The 16268-nt window shown below is 58.8% G+C and carries 10 protein-coding genes; 6 read left to right on the plus strand and 4 right to left on the minus strand.

Annotation, left to right across the window (positions count from 1 at the left end):
- The first annotated feature begins 259 nt into the window (after positions 1 to 259).
- Positions 260 to 7693 (plus strand): beta strand repeat-containing protein, encoded by a 7434-nt coding sequence (locus QM647_RS08280; RefSeq protein WP_414995034.1) that lies wholly within the window; start codon positions 260 to 262, stop codon positions 7691 to 7693.
- A gap of 71 nt (positions 7694 to 7764) precedes the next feature.
- On the opposite strand, the gene QM647_RS08285 is transcribed toward QM647_RS08280, so the two are convergent.
- A complete protein-coding gene (locus QM647_RS08285; protein ID WP_414995035.1) occupies positions 7765 to 11052 on the minus strand; it encodes an autotransporter domain-containing protein in 3288 nt (1095 codons plus the stop codon).
- 300 nt (positions 11053 to 11352) lie between these two features.
- On the opposite strand from QM647_RS08285, the gene QM647_RS08290 reads away from it, so the two are divergent.
- The gene (locus QM647_RS08290; RefSeq protein WP_414995036.1) at positions 11353 to 11706 is read left to right on the plus strand and encodes an arsenate reductase; all 354 of its coding nucleotides are present in this window, start codon (positions 11353 to 11355) and stop codon (positions 11704 to 11706) included.
- On the opposite strand, the gene QM647_RS08295 is transcribed toward QM647_RS08290, so the two are convergent.
- From QM647_RS08295 to QM647_RS08305, 3 genes are all read right to left on the minus strand, one after another.
- On the minus strand, positions 11703 to 12074 hold the full coding sequence (locus QM647_RS08295) for a DUF2147 domain-containing protein (RefSeq protein ID WP_414995037.1): 372 nt from the start codon (positions 12072 to 12074) through the stop codon (positions 11703 to 11705). The genes QM647_RS08290 and QM647_RS08295 overlap by 4 nt on opposite strands.
- Positions 12075 to 12153: 79 nt before the next feature.
- On the minus strand, positions 12154 to 12948 hold the full coding sequence (locus QM647_RS08300; RefSeq protein ID WP_414995038.1) for a siderophore-interacting protein: 795 nt from the start codon (positions 12946 to 12948) through the stop codon (positions 12154 to 12156).
- A 2-nt stretch (positions 12949 to 12950) separates the two neighbouring features.
- Entirely contained in the window at positions 12951 to 13565 is a 615-nt protein-coding gene (locus tag QM647_RS08305; RefSeq protein WP_414995039.1) for a PadR family transcriptional regulator, read from the minus strand.
- 251 nt (positions 13566 to 13816) lie between these two features.
- Between QM647_RS08305 and QM647_RS08310 the strand changes: the two genes are divergently transcribed.
- The 4 genes from QM647_RS08310 to panB are packed head-to-tail and all read left to right on the plus strand — an operon-like array spanning position 13817 to position 16149.
- Entirely contained in the window at positions 13817 to 14197 is a 381-nt protein-coding gene (locus QM647_RS08310; protein WP_414995040.1) for a DUF6249 domain-containing protein, read from the plus strand.
- Positions 14198 to 14230: 33 nt separating this feature from the next.
- Positions 14231 to 14809: an RNA polymerase sigma factor gene (locus QM647_RS08315; RefSeq protein ID WP_414995041.1), complete on the plus strand. Its 579-nt coding sequence runs from the start codon at positions 14231 to 14233 to the stop codon at positions 14807 to 14809.
- Positions 14806 to 15273 carry a hypothetical protein gene (locus QM647_RS08320; protein ID WP_414995042.1) on the plus strand — a complete coding sequence of 156 codons (468 nt, stop codon included), beginning with the start codon at positions 14806 to 14808 and terminating at the stop codon, positions 15271 to 15273. Before QM647_RS08315 ends, QM647_RS08320 begins: the two co-directional genes overlap by 4 nt.
- 51 nt (positions 15274 to 15324) lie before the next feature.
- The gene (gene panB / locus QM647_RS08325; RefSeq protein WP_414995043.1) at positions 15325 to 16149 is read left to right on the plus strand and encodes a 3-methyl-2-oxobutanoate hydroxymethyltransferase; all 825 of its coding nucleotides are present in this window, start codon (positions 15325 to 15327) and stop codon (positions 16147 to 16149) included.
- The last annotated feature ends 119 nt before the right edge of the window (positions 16150 to 16268 follow it).

Here is a 16268-nt window from a genome sequence, read left to right on the forward strand (position 1 = left end):
TTAATATGTTGATAAAGCTGCGTTATTACTGCCGTTTAGCCATTTTGCCATTTTTTTGCCTTATTTCTCGCGGATCGTGTTATCCGGGTGCTAAAGGCGGGTGAGTGGGTGTAAAATACACTTGGCTTCTGAATTTGCAGGCTGCGCTGCCCCTTTCAATTGATAATTTGAGAGCTGCAGGCAAAGCGTGGTCACCTCCGTCTATTCCTCATATAGCGTAAGCCAGATCGCGGCACTGTCGACAACGACAGTGCAGTCGATGACGGCGACGGACATCGCCTCCCTCGCCACCACCCAGATCTCGGCCTTTACGGCCGAAGTCATCAAGGTCCTGAACACCACCCAGCTGGCGGCGATTTCGACGACCCAGATGAAGGCGCTGACGACGACTCAGATCGCCGCCTTCACCACCGACCAGATGACCTTTACCGGCAAGCAGTTGTCGGTCCTGCTTGAAGCGCAGATGGAGGCCTTCGGCGTCGAGGAAATCGCGGCGCTGACGACCCAGCAGATCCAGGGATTGTCGGCCACCGATATCGGTGAGCTGTCCACCCAGCAGTTTTCGGTCCTGTCGCCGTCGCAGCTGTCGGTACTGACCACCACCCAGATGAAGGGCATCGATACCGACCAACTGGGCGTGATGAGTACGACCCAGCTGGCTGTCTTTACCTCGACCCAGCTGTCGGCCCTCAATTCAACCCAGATGAAGAATCTGCCGGCGACGATTATCGACGCGATGACGACGACACAGTTGGCCGGCCTGACCTCGACCCAGATCAACTGGATGGGCTCGACCGGACTGAGTGCCCTGGATGCTACCGATTTCGCCACTCTGACCTCGACCCAGATCAAGGGCATGACGACTACCGAAGTGCAGTCGTTGACCTATACGCAGATTGCGGCCTTGACGGTCACCCAGATCGGTGGCTTCACCACCACCCAGATCAAGGCCATGACGGCCGACGAGCTGAGCAGCCTCAATGCCACCCAGATCGGCGCCCTGACCTCGACCCAGACGGCCTATCTGCAATCGACTCAGGTCGGGACACTCACCACCACCTTCTTGAATGCGCTCAGTCAGAACCAGTGGGTGGCGATCTCTTCCACCGCCGTCCACTCCCTGACCAACGAGCAAATTGAGAGCTTCAGCGTTACCCGTATCGGGCAGATCACCTCCACTCAGGTGAAGGGGCTCGTCGAAACCCAGCTGGATGCCCTGTCGGCCACCCAGGCCGCCGCGTTGAACGAAACCCAGATCGCGGCTTTCACGACCACTCAGGTTAAGGGACTGGATACCTCCGTGCTGATCGCGTTCAGCACCTCCCAGCTGAGCGCCCTGACGTCGACCCAGTTGAGTGCGCTGACCGAAATCCAGGTCTACAGCCTGACCGAAACCGAGCTGACCCTGCTGCGCACGGATCAGATCAAGGGGCTGAGCACAACCAGCCTCAAGGCCCTGAGCACGACCCAGTTCCTGGCGCTCGATTCCACCCAGCTCAACGCCCTGACAGTTACCCAGATCAAAGGATTGTCAGCGGATGATATGGCCGCGATCACGACGACGCAACTGAGTGGCATTACGTCCACCCAGGTCGCCGGCATGACCACGAAGCAGATCAGTTCGATGACCACGACGACGATCAGCAACCTGACGGTCACGCAATTGCGGGGGCTGACAGCGACAGGGCTGGGCGCCATGAGTTCCGAGCAGCTTCAGGCGCTTTCGACGGCCCAGCTCAGCAGCATGACCTCGACCCAGATCAAGGGCATAGGTCAGGACAATATCAGCACGATTTCCGATACCCAGCTGGCGGTCATGACCGGAACGCAGATCGCGGCCTTAAGTTCCAGCGCGGTGAAGGGGCTGACCAATACCCAGATCGCCAGCCTGAACAGTACTCAGCTGCGCGCCCTGACCGTTACCCAGATGGGCTATCTGAGCGAAGACCAGATTTCCAGCCTGAACCTGACGCAGATTTCGCTGCTGACTACGAGCCAGATCAAGGGGTTGACCTCGGCCGATGTCGCGGCCCTGGCCAATACGCAACTGAATGCTTTGACGACCACCCAGTTCAGTTACCTGACGACTTCGGCGATCAAGGGCTTGAGCGAAGCCCAGGTCACTGGCCTGGCCACTACACAGATGGCCGTCATGCCGACGACTCTGCTCGCGGCCATGACGACCACAGAAATTTCCCAGCTCAGCACCGACCAACTGGCGGCCCTGAGCACGAGCCACTGGAATGTGCTGAGCTCCAGCCAGATTAGTGCGCTGACCGATGGCCAGATTGACAGCCTGACGACCACCACGTTGCGTTCGCTTACCACGACGCAGTTGCGCGGTATGAATGCCACGGACCTGGACGAACTGAGCGATACGCAGCTGGCGTCGCTGACGGAAAACCAGATTGCCGGCCTGACCGCCACCCAGATATCCAACCTGTCTTCCGAAGATCTGACGGTCCTGACCACGTCTCAGTTGACCTCGCTGACCTCGACCCAGATCAAGGCGCTCAGTGCAGACCAGATAGCGGCCCTCGATCCGTCTGACCTGGGTCGTTTCAGCGCCACCCAGCTCAACAATCTGACCGCCGTCCAGATCAAGGCGCTGACGACCGATCAGGTGGCTGCCCTGACCACGACCCAGATATCCTCGCTGTCGACAACGGGTCTGAGCGGCCTGAAGGATACCCAGATCGCGGCCCTGACGGCCACCCAGCTGAACGTCATGTCGACCAAGCAGATTTCGGCCCTGGCGACTGGGGCGGCATCCAGTCTTTCGGCCGATCAGCTGTCCAGCCTGAATACCACGTTGCTGCGGGCGATGACCTCGACCCAGATCGCGGCTTTCACCAACGACCAGATTTCGTCCCTGACGACGTCACAGATCGCCGTGCTGGCCACCAACCAGATCAAGGGGATGTCAGCCACACAGGTGGGCGCGCTCGCGGATACGCAACTCGCTGCCCTGAACTCGACTCAGATGGCGGTGCTGACAGCGACACAGCTGTCCGGTCTGACCTCGGACAAGATATCCGGTCTCTCCAGCACCCAGTTGCAAGGGATCAGTTCCGCCGCCTTTGCCGGATTGAGCGAGGCCAATCTGTCGGGTCTGACCACGACCCAGATGGGGCAACTGACGAGTACCCAGATCAAGGCTATGACCGCCACCGGCCTGTCGGACCTGACGACCGAGCAGGTGACGGCCATGAGCACCACCCAGCTGAAATATATCACCGCCACGGCCATGAAGGGCATGACGGCGGAGCAGTTGGATGCGTTTGACACGACGACTCTGCAGAGCCTGTCGACGACGCAGATTCGCAGCCTGACGGCAACGCAGATATCGGACCTCAATCCGGACGACCTGGCCTCCCTGTCGATCACCCAGCTCAAGAACTTGACGGCGACCGAGGCTGCGGCGCTCAGTGATGACCAGGTGGCGATGCTGTCCACCACCCAGATCAGCAGCCTGACGACGACCCTGATATCGAACTTGACCTCGACGGCGATCGGTGGGCTGACGGATACCCAGATCGCCGCCCTCAACACCAGTCAGGTCGCGGCTCTCTCAAAAACGGGGATGAGCGGGCTGAGCGACACCCAGATTTCTAACCTGACCGCGACCCAACTGGCCGTCTTCACGACCAGCCAGATTGCGGCCATGACGAGCGATCAGATATCCGGCCTGTCGACGACCGCTCTGTCGGCGCTGAATGCCACTCAGCTGGGGGCGCTGACGGCGACCCAGCTGTCGGCCCTGACCGATGCCCAGATATCCAGCCTGACCACCACCCAGATCGCGGCGTTTTCCACGACCGGCATCAGTGGTCTGAGCGGCAATCAGGTTTCGGCCCTGACTTCGACCCAGCTGGCAGCCATGAGCACGAAGCAGGTGGCGTCCTTGAGCACGACCGGGATCGAAAACCTGACCACGACGCAGCTGAGTGGCCTGACGACCGCACAGTTCAAAGCGATGACCACGACCCAGATCGCCCAACTGAGTGAGGATCAGATATCGGCCCTGACCACGTCTGAAATATCTGTCCTGACCACGGCGCAGATGGCGGCCCTGACTTCTACCGAAGTAGGGGCCTTGCAGACGACTCAGCTTCAGACCCTGACGCAGACCCAGTTGGCCGCCCTGACCGTGACCGGATTTGGCGGTCTGACGGCGGATCAGATCGGGCAGCTCAACACCACCCAGCTGAACGGCCTGGCCACTGTACAGATGGCCGCCCTGACCGAGGACGAGGTTTCAGGCCTGACGACCACGGTGCTGGCGGGACTGACCACCACCCAGATCAAGGGCCTGACCTCAACCGGGCTGTCCGCCTTCAACGCCACCCAGATCGCGGTCTTTAGCGCCACCCAGATCCAGGCCCTGACCACGACCGCGCTGGCGGGATTGAATGATAATCTCGTCAATGCGCTGACCGATACGCAGCTGGCGGCCCTGACCTCGACTCAGCTCGGGGTTCTGACCTCGACCGCCATCAGCGGTCTGACCTCCGAGGATATCGGTAATCTGACGGCGACACAGCTCAAGGGCATGACTTCGACCGAACTTGGAGAACTGACGACCACCCAGTTAAAGGGGTTAAGTTCCACGCAGATTTCCGGTCTGACGACTACCCAGGTCAAGGGCTTTTCCGCGGATGAGGTAGGCAGCCTGACCACGACGCAACTGGCGGCGTTCGACAAGACCCAGATGGCCAACCTGTCGGCCACGGGCATCAGTGGTCTGACCTCGACCCAGATTTCCGGCCTGACGACCACCCAGGTGGGCAGCCTGACCTCGACCCAGATCGGCGCCCTGACCGAAACCCAGGTGTCCGGTCTGTCTACCACCTTGCTGTCGGGCCTGACCACGACGCAGATTTCCGGTCTGTCGGCGACTGGCATCAATGCGCTCGACGCGACCCAGATCGCCAGCCTGACCATCACCCAGGTGAGCAATCTCAGCACCACCGCCCTGGCCAGCCTGACCTCGACCCAGCTGGATGAACTGACCACAAGCCAGTTGCAGGCCCTGACCTCGACCCAGGTGTCGGGCCTTTCAGCCACTGGCATTACCGGCCTGTCGGTCACTGACCTGGCCGTGTTCAGCACGACCCAGCTTAAGGGGCTGACCACAGGGCTGATCTCCAGCCTGACCACCACCCAGGTGGCGGGGCTTTCCACTACGGATATTTCCAGCTTCTCGACGACCCAGATTAAGGGATTTACCTCGACCCAGCTGGAATCGCTGACGCTTGACCAGCTCGGCGTGATGACCTCGACCCAGGTGGCGGCTTTTGCGACCGGCAGCCTGGAGGGCCTGACCTCTACGGCGGTCGGTGCCCTGACGACGACTCAGCTGCGCGGTGTGACCTCTACCCAGATCGGTTATCTCAGCGAAGACAATATTAAGGGCCTGACCACAACCCAGCTGGCCAACCTGACGACGACCCAGATCAAGGGGCTGAATTCGACAGAGGTTCAGGCGCTGAGCGATACGCAGCTGGCGGCCTTTACGACCACACAACTGGCCGCCATTTCGACCGAAGGCGTGCAGGGGCTGAACGACGATCAGATTTCGTCCATGACCCTGACGCAGCTGGCATCGATGACATCGACTCAGCTGGGCTCCTTGACCACCAGTCAGATCGCAACGCTTAGCTCTACGCAGCTGGGTGCCCTGACGACGACCCAACTGCACGGACTTTCGGCGGCACAGGTCGGCGCTATAAACGCCGATAATATTGCGGGCCTGACGACTTCAGCCATCGCCAGTCTGTACACGACTCAGGTGGCCGGCCTGAACTATACCCAATTGGGCTCTCTGACGACCACCCAGCTCGGCGCCTTGGCGACGACACAGGTTGCCGCCATCAGTGCCGACGCTATTTCTGGTTTCAACGAAACCCAGATCGCCAGCCTGACCACGACCCAGGTGGGGGCGCTGACGACCACGCAAGTGTCTTCGATGGAGACTGAGGATGTGGCGGATCTGAGCACCACCCAGATCGCGGCGCTCTCGACCACACAGCTGAAAAGCTTCACCACCACCCAGATCGGCAACCTGACCACCACCCAGGTCCAGGGCCTGACTACGGCGCAGGTGAGCAATCTGACGACGACCCAGCTCAAGGGGCTGACTACGACCGAAATGGCCGTGCTGACCACTACCCAGTTGCAGGCTATGACGACCACGCAGCTCGGCGCTCTGTCGACCACGGCGGTCAGCGGCCTGACCACAGATCAGCTCCAGGCCTTGACTACCACTCAGGTCAAGGCCATGACCTCCAGTCAGCTCGGCGCCTTGCCAGCGACCGGCATGGCAGTTCTGACGACCACGCAACTGTCGGTACTGACCTCGACCCAGCTATCTGGTCTGCAGACCACGGAAACCGGCGCCCTGACGACGACCCAGCTGGCATCGCTGACTTCGACGCAATTGTCCGGGCTTTCGACCACAGGCATGGGGGGGCTGACGGCCGAGCTGGTGGCGACTCTGACGACCACCCAACTAAAGGGCTTTACCTCGACCCAGCTATCGGGGCTGGCGACCACCTATATCAGCGGCCTGACCGCTGCCCAGGTTTCGGCCCTGACGACGACCCAGCTCAAGGGGTTGAGCGCAACCCAACTGGGGGCGATGTCGACGACTGATATAGCCGCCTTCAGCACCAACCAGTTGTCGAGCCTGACGACGACCCAACTGTCAGGACTGACCTCGACCGAGACTAATGTCCTGACGACGACCCAACTGGCCTGCCTGGCATCGACCCAGATCGGCGCGCTGTCCACGACCGGAATGCTTGGCTTGACCTCGACCCAGACGGCCGCCCTGACGACGACGCAGATTTCCGGTCTGACGGCGACCCAGATGGGCGCACTGTCCACGACCGTCATCAACGCCCTGACCGATACCCAGATATCGCAGTTGACCATGGATCAGTTCGGTTCACTGTCGGGCACAGGGGTGGCGACTCTACTGGAAGCGCATATTGGCTCGATCACCACAACCCAGATCGCCTCTCTTTCCAATACTGGCATCAGCGGTATGACCTCGACTGAAATGGCGGCGATGTCGCTGGATCAGCTGGCAGCGTTTAGTTCCACCCAGATCGGCGCCCTGTCCACCGATGCCATCAGCGGTATGACCGAGACACAGATCGAGGCCCTGACGCTGACGCAGCTGGCCGGTCTGACCGCCACCCAGATCGGTTCGCTGTCGGCAACGGATATCACCGCGCTCAGCACCACGGAGATCGCCTCGCTGACGACTACCCAACTGGCTGGCTTGGTGCGCATGCAACTGCGCGCCATGACCACCGCCCAGATTGGCGCCCTGACCACCACTCAGGTCAGCAGCCTGTCGACGACACAGATATCCAGCTTCACGACCAGCGAGATCGCGGCTCTTACCGTCACCCAGTTCAAGGCGATTTCGTCTACGCAGTTCAGCGCTCTGACCGTGACGCAGCTCGATAATCTGTCACCGTCGGAAATGGCTGCCGTGACCGGTGTCCAGATCAGTGGCCTGACGACCACGACCATGGCCTCTCTGGGGACCACCTTCCTGTCCAGCCTGAATACGACCCAGATTGAATCCCTGACACCTCTGCAGATCAGCTACCTGACCTCGACCCAGATCAGCAGCCTGTCCGCCATTCAGCTGGCGGCGCTGGCAGCTGCTAAAGGGTAGTTCGTTATATTCAAACAACAAAAAAGCCGGCCTGACTGATCAGGCCGGCTTTTTTGTTTAATGTGAGTGCATCAGAACTGGAAGCGGGTGCGCAGCGAGATCGACGTATTGGTGTATTCCGGCAGTTGCTGATATTCGGCCTCAACCGAGAAATAGCTGTACGGGTTGTCGGTCGATACCCGGAAACCGACCACCGGGCCGCCACCTTCGATATTGCCCCCTGTAAGGGTGAAGGTATCGCCGCCGTTGAAATTGGCGATGGTGTCGGGCAGGGTGGCCGAGACATTCTGCTTGTAACCCAGCCACATTTCCGGTTTCAGGAATGAAGTCTTGTAGCTGAGGTTGAGCAGGGCTGTCGCGGTCAGCAAGTGCCCGTCGCGCTTGTCGATATTGAGGTCGAAATAATCGCCGCCACCCGTTTCGGAGTGGGCCGCTTCGCTCAATTGATAGTAATCGACCAGGGCCTGAGGCGTGACCGCCCACTTGCCAACCTTGTAATCATAGGAAGCGCCGGCGCCACCGCTGACCGAATAACCATCCCATTTGGCGATGGCTGTGTGGGTGACGTTCGAGGTCAGCAGGTTACGTGTGCTCTTGAACTGGTCATAACCAACGCCGCCATGCATCCATGCCTTTACGCCGCTCGTATTCAGCCGCCAGTAGGCGCCAATCGTAATGTCGGAGTTGGCCATACCTTCTGAGCCGATCGCGAACGTATCGCGCGGTGAAGAAGCGGTCAGAGACAGGTAGGTACCCACCATCTGGTTGCCGTACATCTGCTTTTCGCGTCCGCCGGCGAAGCTGAAACCGGTCGATTTGAAGCCGGCGGTATCGGCGTATGGACGGTTCATGCTGAAACCGTATTCCTGCAACCAGTATTGTCCGCCATTGTTGTCGGGGATCAGGGTCAGGTTGCTCAGCGAACGGTTCAGGGCGGCTGCGCCGGTAGCCAGGGTGATCAGGTTTTCACCGGAATAGTCGGGCAAATACTGGTTATAGACCTGGTCGAAGGCATCCTTGGTGGTCGTGCCCAGCAGGGAGGTTTCGGCCCCTGAATCCTCTGCCACTACAGTCAGAATCGGCAAGAGGGCCGCATACTGGTTATTGGAGTAACCGGCTTCGGCCTGCGTCTTCAGGCGGAAGCTGGCGGAAAGGGTGGTGTCCGCATCATCCGTTGCCAGCTCAACGTGATAAAGATAGGGGACATAACCTTCCATATTCGAGGTATTGATGCTGCCCAGCGTGATGCTGGAACCTGTCAGGACCGTGAAAGTGGTCGGCGTGGTCAGAATATGATTCAGCGTCAGGTAAAGCTCGGAACCGCTGTCGAAGGTCACCGCGCCCGAACCGGTCAGGACCGGCGTCGTCGGCGTGTCTACGGAGAGTGTCAGCCCCAGCTTGCTTTCGTCACCGACATGCAGGGTGCTGAACAGGACCGAGCTGCCTTCACTCAGGCTGGCCACGGCGCCGCTGTCGATATCCATCGCGATTTCACCGGTGGAGGTCAGCTTGCCGACAAACACCGCGTCATTCGTCAGGGTGAAGTTGCCTGTACCGGCACCGAAGTCAACATCACCATATATATAGCCACCGGAAGAGGACAGAGTGTCGTTACCGGAGCCGAACAGGATATCGCCATAGATATAAGGCGCGGCGATAGCTTCATCGTCGTCGCTGTCGGTAGCGTTATTGTCGACCTGGGTGATGGTCACGCCAGTGGTATTGGCGCTGACATCGATAGCGGTTGCCGTGCCGGTGATGTCGTCCGTTTCGCCATCACCGTCGTCGTCTGTGGCGGTGATGGTGGCGCTGATCGTACCGCTGTTGGTTATGGTCGTCAGTGTGCCTGACGCATCGTAAATGGCGGTGGCGCTGCCGGTTGAGCCGGATGACGAGGCATAGATGCCGGAGCTTGCGCCAACATTGATCGTGGACAAACTGGCGCCGGAAGCGATGCTGACCGCAACAGCGGTGCCGGCAACGGGGGCATTGTAGATAGTGTTGCCGTCATCGTCGGTGAGAGCGTCGCCGTCCTCATCTTCCTGGTAGGTCAGATAACGTGTGGTCGAGGCCGAAATGGTACCGCCGCCGGTGACGTCGAGCTGAGGCGTCGAAGCGCCGTCAAGCAGAGATACGGCGACGGAGTCACCACCATAGGATGAGGCTGAAATGGAACCTTCAACGCCAATGCCGTTTTCAATAGTGGTGGTGTAGCCGTTGTCACTGCCGATTTCGACGGCAGTGGCGTCCACGCCCGGATGCACACCAGAAGCCGAGATGCTGCCGCGGTTGAGAAGGCCGTAATTGACAGTTTCCGCGTAGTCATCGGTTACCGTCGAGGTATAGGTGAGACCCCCGATAGTGATGTCTTCCGTGGATGAACCGATCTTTAGAGCTGGCGCTGAACCATACTGGGTCAGGCTGGCTGTGCTTTGATCGTCATCGTCGATACCATTACCGTCTTCATCGTCATTGTCATCGTCTTCGCCATCGACTGTCGAGCTGAGAAGTATGCCATTGGCCACGTTGCTGGAAATGGTGACCAGCGTGCCATCCTGAAGGAGGTTGTCTTCCGGGATCAGATTCTCGTATACGGACTGTGACAGAGAGGATGTCGAACTGTAGCCCGTACCGCTGTAGCTGCCATCGATGATCAGGCTGCCGCCCAGATCGCCGCTGATCGAGATAGCTGACGCATTTTCACCTTTTGCGCTTATCGAACCCGACAGATAAACATCTCCGGTCACACCGTCTTCCAGCGAAATGCCGGTCGAATCGTCACCGATCAGTGTCATGCTGCCGTCGTAGGTGAAGGTGCCGTCGATATTATTCTCGAAACGGATACCATAGGACTCGTTGCCTTCGACATCGATGGCTGAGCCACTCTCGATATTGACATCGCCAACGAATGCGGACGTGCCCGTGGAATGGATGCCGTAACGCCCCGTGCCCTCGGCCCAGGGCGCGTCGGTATAACCGTCTTCGTCGCCATCCAGGCTGGTGGTGTCGTCAGCCGTGTAGTCGTCGGTTACGGTGATGTCGCCTGAGATCGTCAAGCCATCGGTAAGGCTGGTGTTTGTGATCAGAATGCCTGTCGAGTTCGAATCCGAACTCGACATTTCGATCGAACCCTCGAAGTCTAGCGCATTTTCGCTGTCGAGTGTGATGGCAGTGCCACTGGTCAGAGTGATGGAGCCGTCGGAAGTGACGGTAATATCGCCCGCACTGCTGCTGACAAGCGCGGTGGTCGTGTCTGACGACACGGACGTATCCGCCCAGACCGGAGCGGCCGTTATCAGGCCGCCGCCACCGAGAACCAATCCAAGGGCCGTGGCGGTCAGAAGGGAATTTTTGCGCATACGTGGGGCTTCCGAATGTTTCATTTTGCGGGCATGGCTATGCCAGTTTGCTGAGCCTGTGCCGATCGGCCGGAAAATGAAAAATCACAAGGGCTCTAATAAGTCCTAAATGTTGCGTCATTGAAATACAATGACGAAAATGAAATAAAAAGTGGCGTTTTGCCTTAATTATGGCGAGGCGGAGATAATGCCTGTTTTGTTCGTTGCAAAATGACGGTTAGCCACTTCAGGGCCATCTTATTTCAGGATGAATCCGGCTGCGAAGGTTAGACAGAGAGCAGAAAACTTGCAATCTGGGACATGACTTTGATTCTCTATGGCATACCGAACTGTGATACGGTGAAAAAGGCACGCGACTGGCTTGCGGGCAGGGGTGTTCCCTATGAATTCCACGATTATAAGAAGTTGGGTATAGAGGCGGATCGCTTGAGGGGCTGGATCGGCCAGATCGGCTGGGAAAAGGTGCTGAATCGTGCCGGGACCACCTTCAGGGCATTACCTCCAGAGTCGAAGCTGGATCTGGATGAAGGCAAGGCCATAGCTCTGATGGTTGCCCAGCCTTCAATGATTAAGCGGCCGATATTCGAGGCTGGTGGGCAAATTGTGGCCGGTTTCAAGCCCGACAGTGCAGAATTAACTGCCCTAATCGGTTAGTTGATCCGCGCCCAGCTTTCCGTACGACAAATGCGGTCACCCAGCATGCACTCGCGGCTTTCGAGGACAGCCCCCTTGAAGGTAAGCGTGACTGAGTAGGTCTTGCCCTCCTGAGGGCTGAATGACTTGCCTTTCCAGCCTTGTGGATCGGCTTTCAGGTCATAAAAGAGGCGATCGCCGATATGGGCTTTGGTTTTTACCGCTGGATCAAGCCAGACAATCTTGCCGCAAAAGCCGGGATTGCAGGGCGCAAAGGCAATGCGAATATTGCCTCTGGCGCGCTGCCAGGTACCGGAAAGTTCTGCAGCCTGTCCGGTTGCCGGCAGGGCCAGGCCGATAACGAATACCAGGCAGGATAAGGCGCGCATCACGGTTTCCCCAAGACCACATTCCGACTTTATATATAATGTCGGCCGCATTGGTTAAAAACCGGTTCTGCGGCCGTTGTCAGTCATTGATGGGTTCGTGCGCGCCGACATCGCCGCGGCGCCAGTAACCGGAAGCCTTGATCCATTTCGGATTGATGCCATGATCTTCGATCAGTTGTTGACGAATGAGCTTGGCCTGGCTGCTTTCGCAGGCCACCCATACATGGACATCGCCTTTCGGGGCATGAAGGGCTTTCAGGGCCTCGTTCAGGCAATTGGGATACGCTGTTTGGCGGTGAACCCAATGAATCTTGGCGTCCGCCCTGGTCTCGAATTGTACATGATCGTCCAAGCCGTCGACTTCCGCGATCACGCAAACCTTCGTGCCGGCAGGCAATTCTTCAAGCCGGCGCGCCATGGCGGGCAGGGCGGTGTCATCGCCGATCAGGACGTAACTATCGAATGCCAGCGGGATCAGGGTCGATCCGCGTGGCCCGCCGATATGCAGGATATCGCCGATCCGGGCATTGATGGCCCAGGCCGTCGCGGGACCGGCTTCATGCAGGGCAAACTCGATGTCCAGGGTCCGGCCATCGAACCGGCGGGGAGTATAGTCCCGCATCACCGGTTTGGGGCCGTCGCCAGGGGGCATTCCTAGGTTTGGCAGAGTCAGTATGCCGGTTTCAGGATCGGGGAAGAACAGCTTGACGTGGTCGTCGAAACCCAGGCTCTGGAAGCCGGTGAAATCACCGGTCAGGCTGATCCGGGTCAGGTGAGGGCTTACGGACCTGATAGCCGTCACTGTCAGTTCTCTCAGCCGCGTTTCGTAACGGACGCGGGTAAGCGAGCGTCCATCGGTTTCCGTATCCGGCATGATCAAAGCCTTTCGATTTTCTTGGCGGTTTCGTCGATCATGTCGACCACGGCTTCGATTTCCGCCTTGCCCAGAGGGCGCATGCCGCGGGCGCGCAGAGCGGCCTTCAGGTTCGACATGGCGCGGAACAGAGGGGCGTAATCGCCATGCTCTCCGCGCTGACTGTCCATCATTGAGAAAAGCTGGTCGATTTGTTCGGCCTTTTCGGCCAGGTGGGCGGTACCGCCTTCAGTAATGGTGGCGGACTTGCGGCCGTCTTCGCCGGCGGCGATTGTGATGAAGCCTTCGTCTTCCAGCCAGCTCAGGGTGGGATAGATCACACCCGGGGAGGGGCTGTAGGCGCCATTAAAGCGGTCTTCGATGGCCTTGATCAGTTCGTAGCCGTGGCTGGGCTTTTCGCTGATGAGTTTGAGCAGTACCAGGCGCAGACCGCCGTGCCCAAAGCCACGGCCGTCGCGACCGCCGCGCATCCGATCGAAAGCGCGCTCAAAGCCTTCGCGGCCGCGACCTCCAAAGCCGCCCCCGAAAGCCCCGCGGCCACCAAAGCCGTCACGATGGCTGTGCATCCGATCAGGGCCAGCGCCTTGTCCGCGATTGTGAAAAAACATGCCTCGCATATGAGGTCTCCTTTGTTATATATAGATTGTAACCAGATATATCGAAATTACAAGTGCAATTGACTGCGAAATGTATCGTTTCGATGCAATTTAGATATATCTAATAAATATCAATTTCAAGAGCCGTCTGAAAATAATTTGATTACGGAAACTTAATGTGACTCTTTGCATCCAAAGGACGGTGTCGACGCCTCCTGTTATCAAGACACCTCGCTGAATATCGGATTCAGCATTCGATTTTGGAGAAAACCATGGATCTGGAAATGATCGTGCCAATTGTAAGTATCGTATTTTTCTTCGGCAGTATCACGGCCGTAGTTGCGATCGTGTCATTCACCAAGTCCCGAGACCGGACGGAAATGCAGAAGACGGTCAGGGCGGCTATCGAAAAGGGCGAAACCTTGCCGCCCGAGTTTCTGGAAAGCCTGCAGAAAGCGCATCCCAAGGGCAAGAACCCGGCAAATGATATCCGTGCGGGCCTCATCCTGATGGCCATTGCACTGGGCCTGGTGGCACTCGATGCCTTTACACATGGCTATGTGATCGGTGGATTGTCGGGTGTGGCGGCTATACCGGGCTTTATCGGTGTGGCGCTGCTTATTCTCGGCATTGTCGGCAATCGCAAGCCTTAAGCTCATTTCGCGGCACCCGGAGAGAACCAGCCCATGGGCCTGACAGGCGACAAGCTTGATCTGACGCGGCAGTCCGATGTCGACCTCGTGCGCCTGTGCCTAGGCGGCGACAAGTCGGCCTTTGCCGAGCTGGTGCGCCGTCATGGCAGCGTGTTGCGGACCCATGTTCGCCGTATGGGCGCGCAGGGGGCAGACGCCGACGATATGGCGCAGGAGGCTTTTATGAGCGCCTATGAGCATCTGTCCGAGTTCCGTTTCGATGGTCCGTTTGTCGGTTGGCTGAAACGTATCGCCTCACGCCGCTATCTGCGCAAGGTCCGCAAGACCCAGAGGTACCTGCTGACGGACGACATGGCGCCTTACGAACCGGAGCCCTCAAATACAGAAGGCGAATTTCGCGCCCATAATATCGATGCGGCCTTAAATCGCCTTAAACCGGTGGAAAGACTGTGCGTGTCGCTGAATTTCAGCGGGGAATTGTCGCACCAGGAAATCGCCGACGAACTGAAACTGCCGCTGGGCACGGTCAAGAGCCACATCCGGCGCGCGCTCGATCGGTTGAAGACGCTGCTGAATACCCAACCCACTCCAGTAATGGAGACTGGAACATGAATGATCTGAAACGACCGGAACCGTCTCCAGAATTCTCTGATGACGATATCCGGGCCCTGTTTGCCGTCACGCCGGTCTATGACGATGCCCCGGCCTTTCAGGCGCGCGTGACGCGTGGCCTGCGCATGAAGCTGTGGCTGCGCCAGGGGGTGATTGCCCTGGCGGGTATCGTGGGCGGGCTCTATGCCCTGGCGCAATTCGTGCGCGTGCCTGGCCTGGGTTCGAGCCTGGGCTTTGGCGGCAAGGGTTTGGCCCCTGGAATGGCGCAGGTGGAAAGTGGTCACACCCTGCGTGCCGGTGTCGAATTTTTCGACGGTATGGGCAAGAACGCTGTCAGCCTGTTCGATTCGTCGGTGAAATATCTGGGGCTGATGCAGACCCCGCTCTTTTTCTGGCTCAGTTTTTCCCTATGTTTAGTGTGTCTGGCGCTGTATTACGCCTATTCCCAAGAGGAAACCATTTAGAGGGGCAGTGGCCGCTAAATGGTTTTCGCGCCTAAGCAGTGAGAGTGAAACGTGAGCAGCCAATCCGCCCCTAGCCGTGTCAGACGCCTGACCGTCCCTGACATCCAGAACCGCAAGGGGCAGACACCTTTAGTCGTCCTGACCGCCTATACCACACCCATGGCGCGGATCATGGACGCGCATTGCGATATCCTGCTGGTCGGTGACAGCCTCGGCATGGTGATTCACGGCCTGCCAAATACCATAGGTGTGACCATGGAGATGATGATCCTCCATGGTCAAGCGGTCATGCGCGGATCGGAAAAGGCCTTTGTCGTCGTCGACATGCCGTTCGGCGCCTATGAAGCTGGCGTGGAGCAAGCCTTCGCCAATGCTGTGCGCCTCCTGAAGGAAACCGGTGCCCAGGCCGTGAAGCTGGAAAGCGGGCCGACCGTGGCCGAGACCATCCGATATCTGACCGCGCGCGGCATCCCCGTGATGGGCCATGTCGGTCTGCGCCCGCAGGCGGTCAATGTAGACGGCGGTTTCAGGGCCAAGGGCCGCACCGATTCCGAACGCCAGAAGGTGATCAAGGAAGCGCTCGACAGCGAAGCCGCCGGCGCCTTTTCCATCGTCGTCGAAGGTGTGGCCGCCGATCTGGCCGCCGAAATCACCGCCATGGTGAAGATTCCAACCATCGGTATCGGCGCATCGGCCGATTGTGACGGGCAAGTGCTCGTGACCGATGACATGCTGGGCCTGTTCGACTGGACGCCGAAATTCGTCCGCCATTATGCCGATCTGCGCAACCAGATCGGCACCGCCATCGAGTCGTATGCGAAAGATGTCAGGACGCGAAGCTTCCCCGCCCCAGAAGAGACATATTTTGCTAAATAAGTAAGGGCCGTACGTTTTTGGGGGCAGGCCTTGGACCGCGCCGCTCTATCCGGTTGCGTAAACCCGTGCCAAAGGCTAGGTTCGCGCCGGATCGGGAGCGCCTGCGGGCTTTCCCTCAT

Origin of the sequence: Asticcacaulis sp. (genome assembly GCF_047605585.1) — a bacterium.
Lineage (GTDB): Bacteria > Pseudomonadota > Alphaproteobacteria > Caulobacterales > Caulobacteraceae > Asticcacaulis.

Bases quoted from the DNA above. Each gene is read 5' to 3' on its own strand.
- QM647_RS08295 (WP_414995037.1), bottom strand. From the start codon at position 12,074: ATGCGCGCCTTATCCTGCCTGGTATTCGTTATCGGCCTGGCCCTGCCG.
- QM647_RS08310 (WP_414995040.1), top strand. From the start codon at position 13,817: ATGGATCTGGAAATGATCGTGCCAATTGTAAGTATCGTATTTTTCTTC.
- QM647_RS08290 (WP_414995036.1), top strand. From the start codon at position 11,353: ATGACTTTGATTCTCTATGGCATACCGAACTGTGATACGGTGAAAAAG.
- QM647_RS08285 (WP_414995035.1), bottom strand. From the start codon at position 11,052: ATGCGCAAAAATTCCCTTCTGACCGCCACGGCCCTTGGATTGGTTCTC.
- QM647_RS08300 (WP_414995038.1), bottom strand. From the start codon at position 12,948: ATGCCGGATACGGAAACCGATGGACGCTCGCTTACCCGCGTCCGTTAC.
- QM647_RS08315 (WP_414995041.1), top strand. From the start codon at position 14,231: ATGGGCCTGACAGGCGACAAGCTTGATCTGACGCGGCAGTCCGATGTC.
- QM647_RS08320 (WP_414995042.1), top strand. From the start codon at position 14,806: ATGAATGATCTGAAACGACCGGAACCGTCTCCAGAATTCTCTGATGAC.
- QM647_RS08280 (WP_414995034.1), top strand. From the start codon at position 260: ATGACGGCGACGGACATCGCCTCCCTCGCCACCACCCAGATCTCGGCC.
- QM647_RS08305 (WP_414995039.1), bottom strand. From the start codon at position 13,565: ATGCGAGGCATGTTTTTTCACAATCGCGGACAAGGCGCTGGCCCTGAT.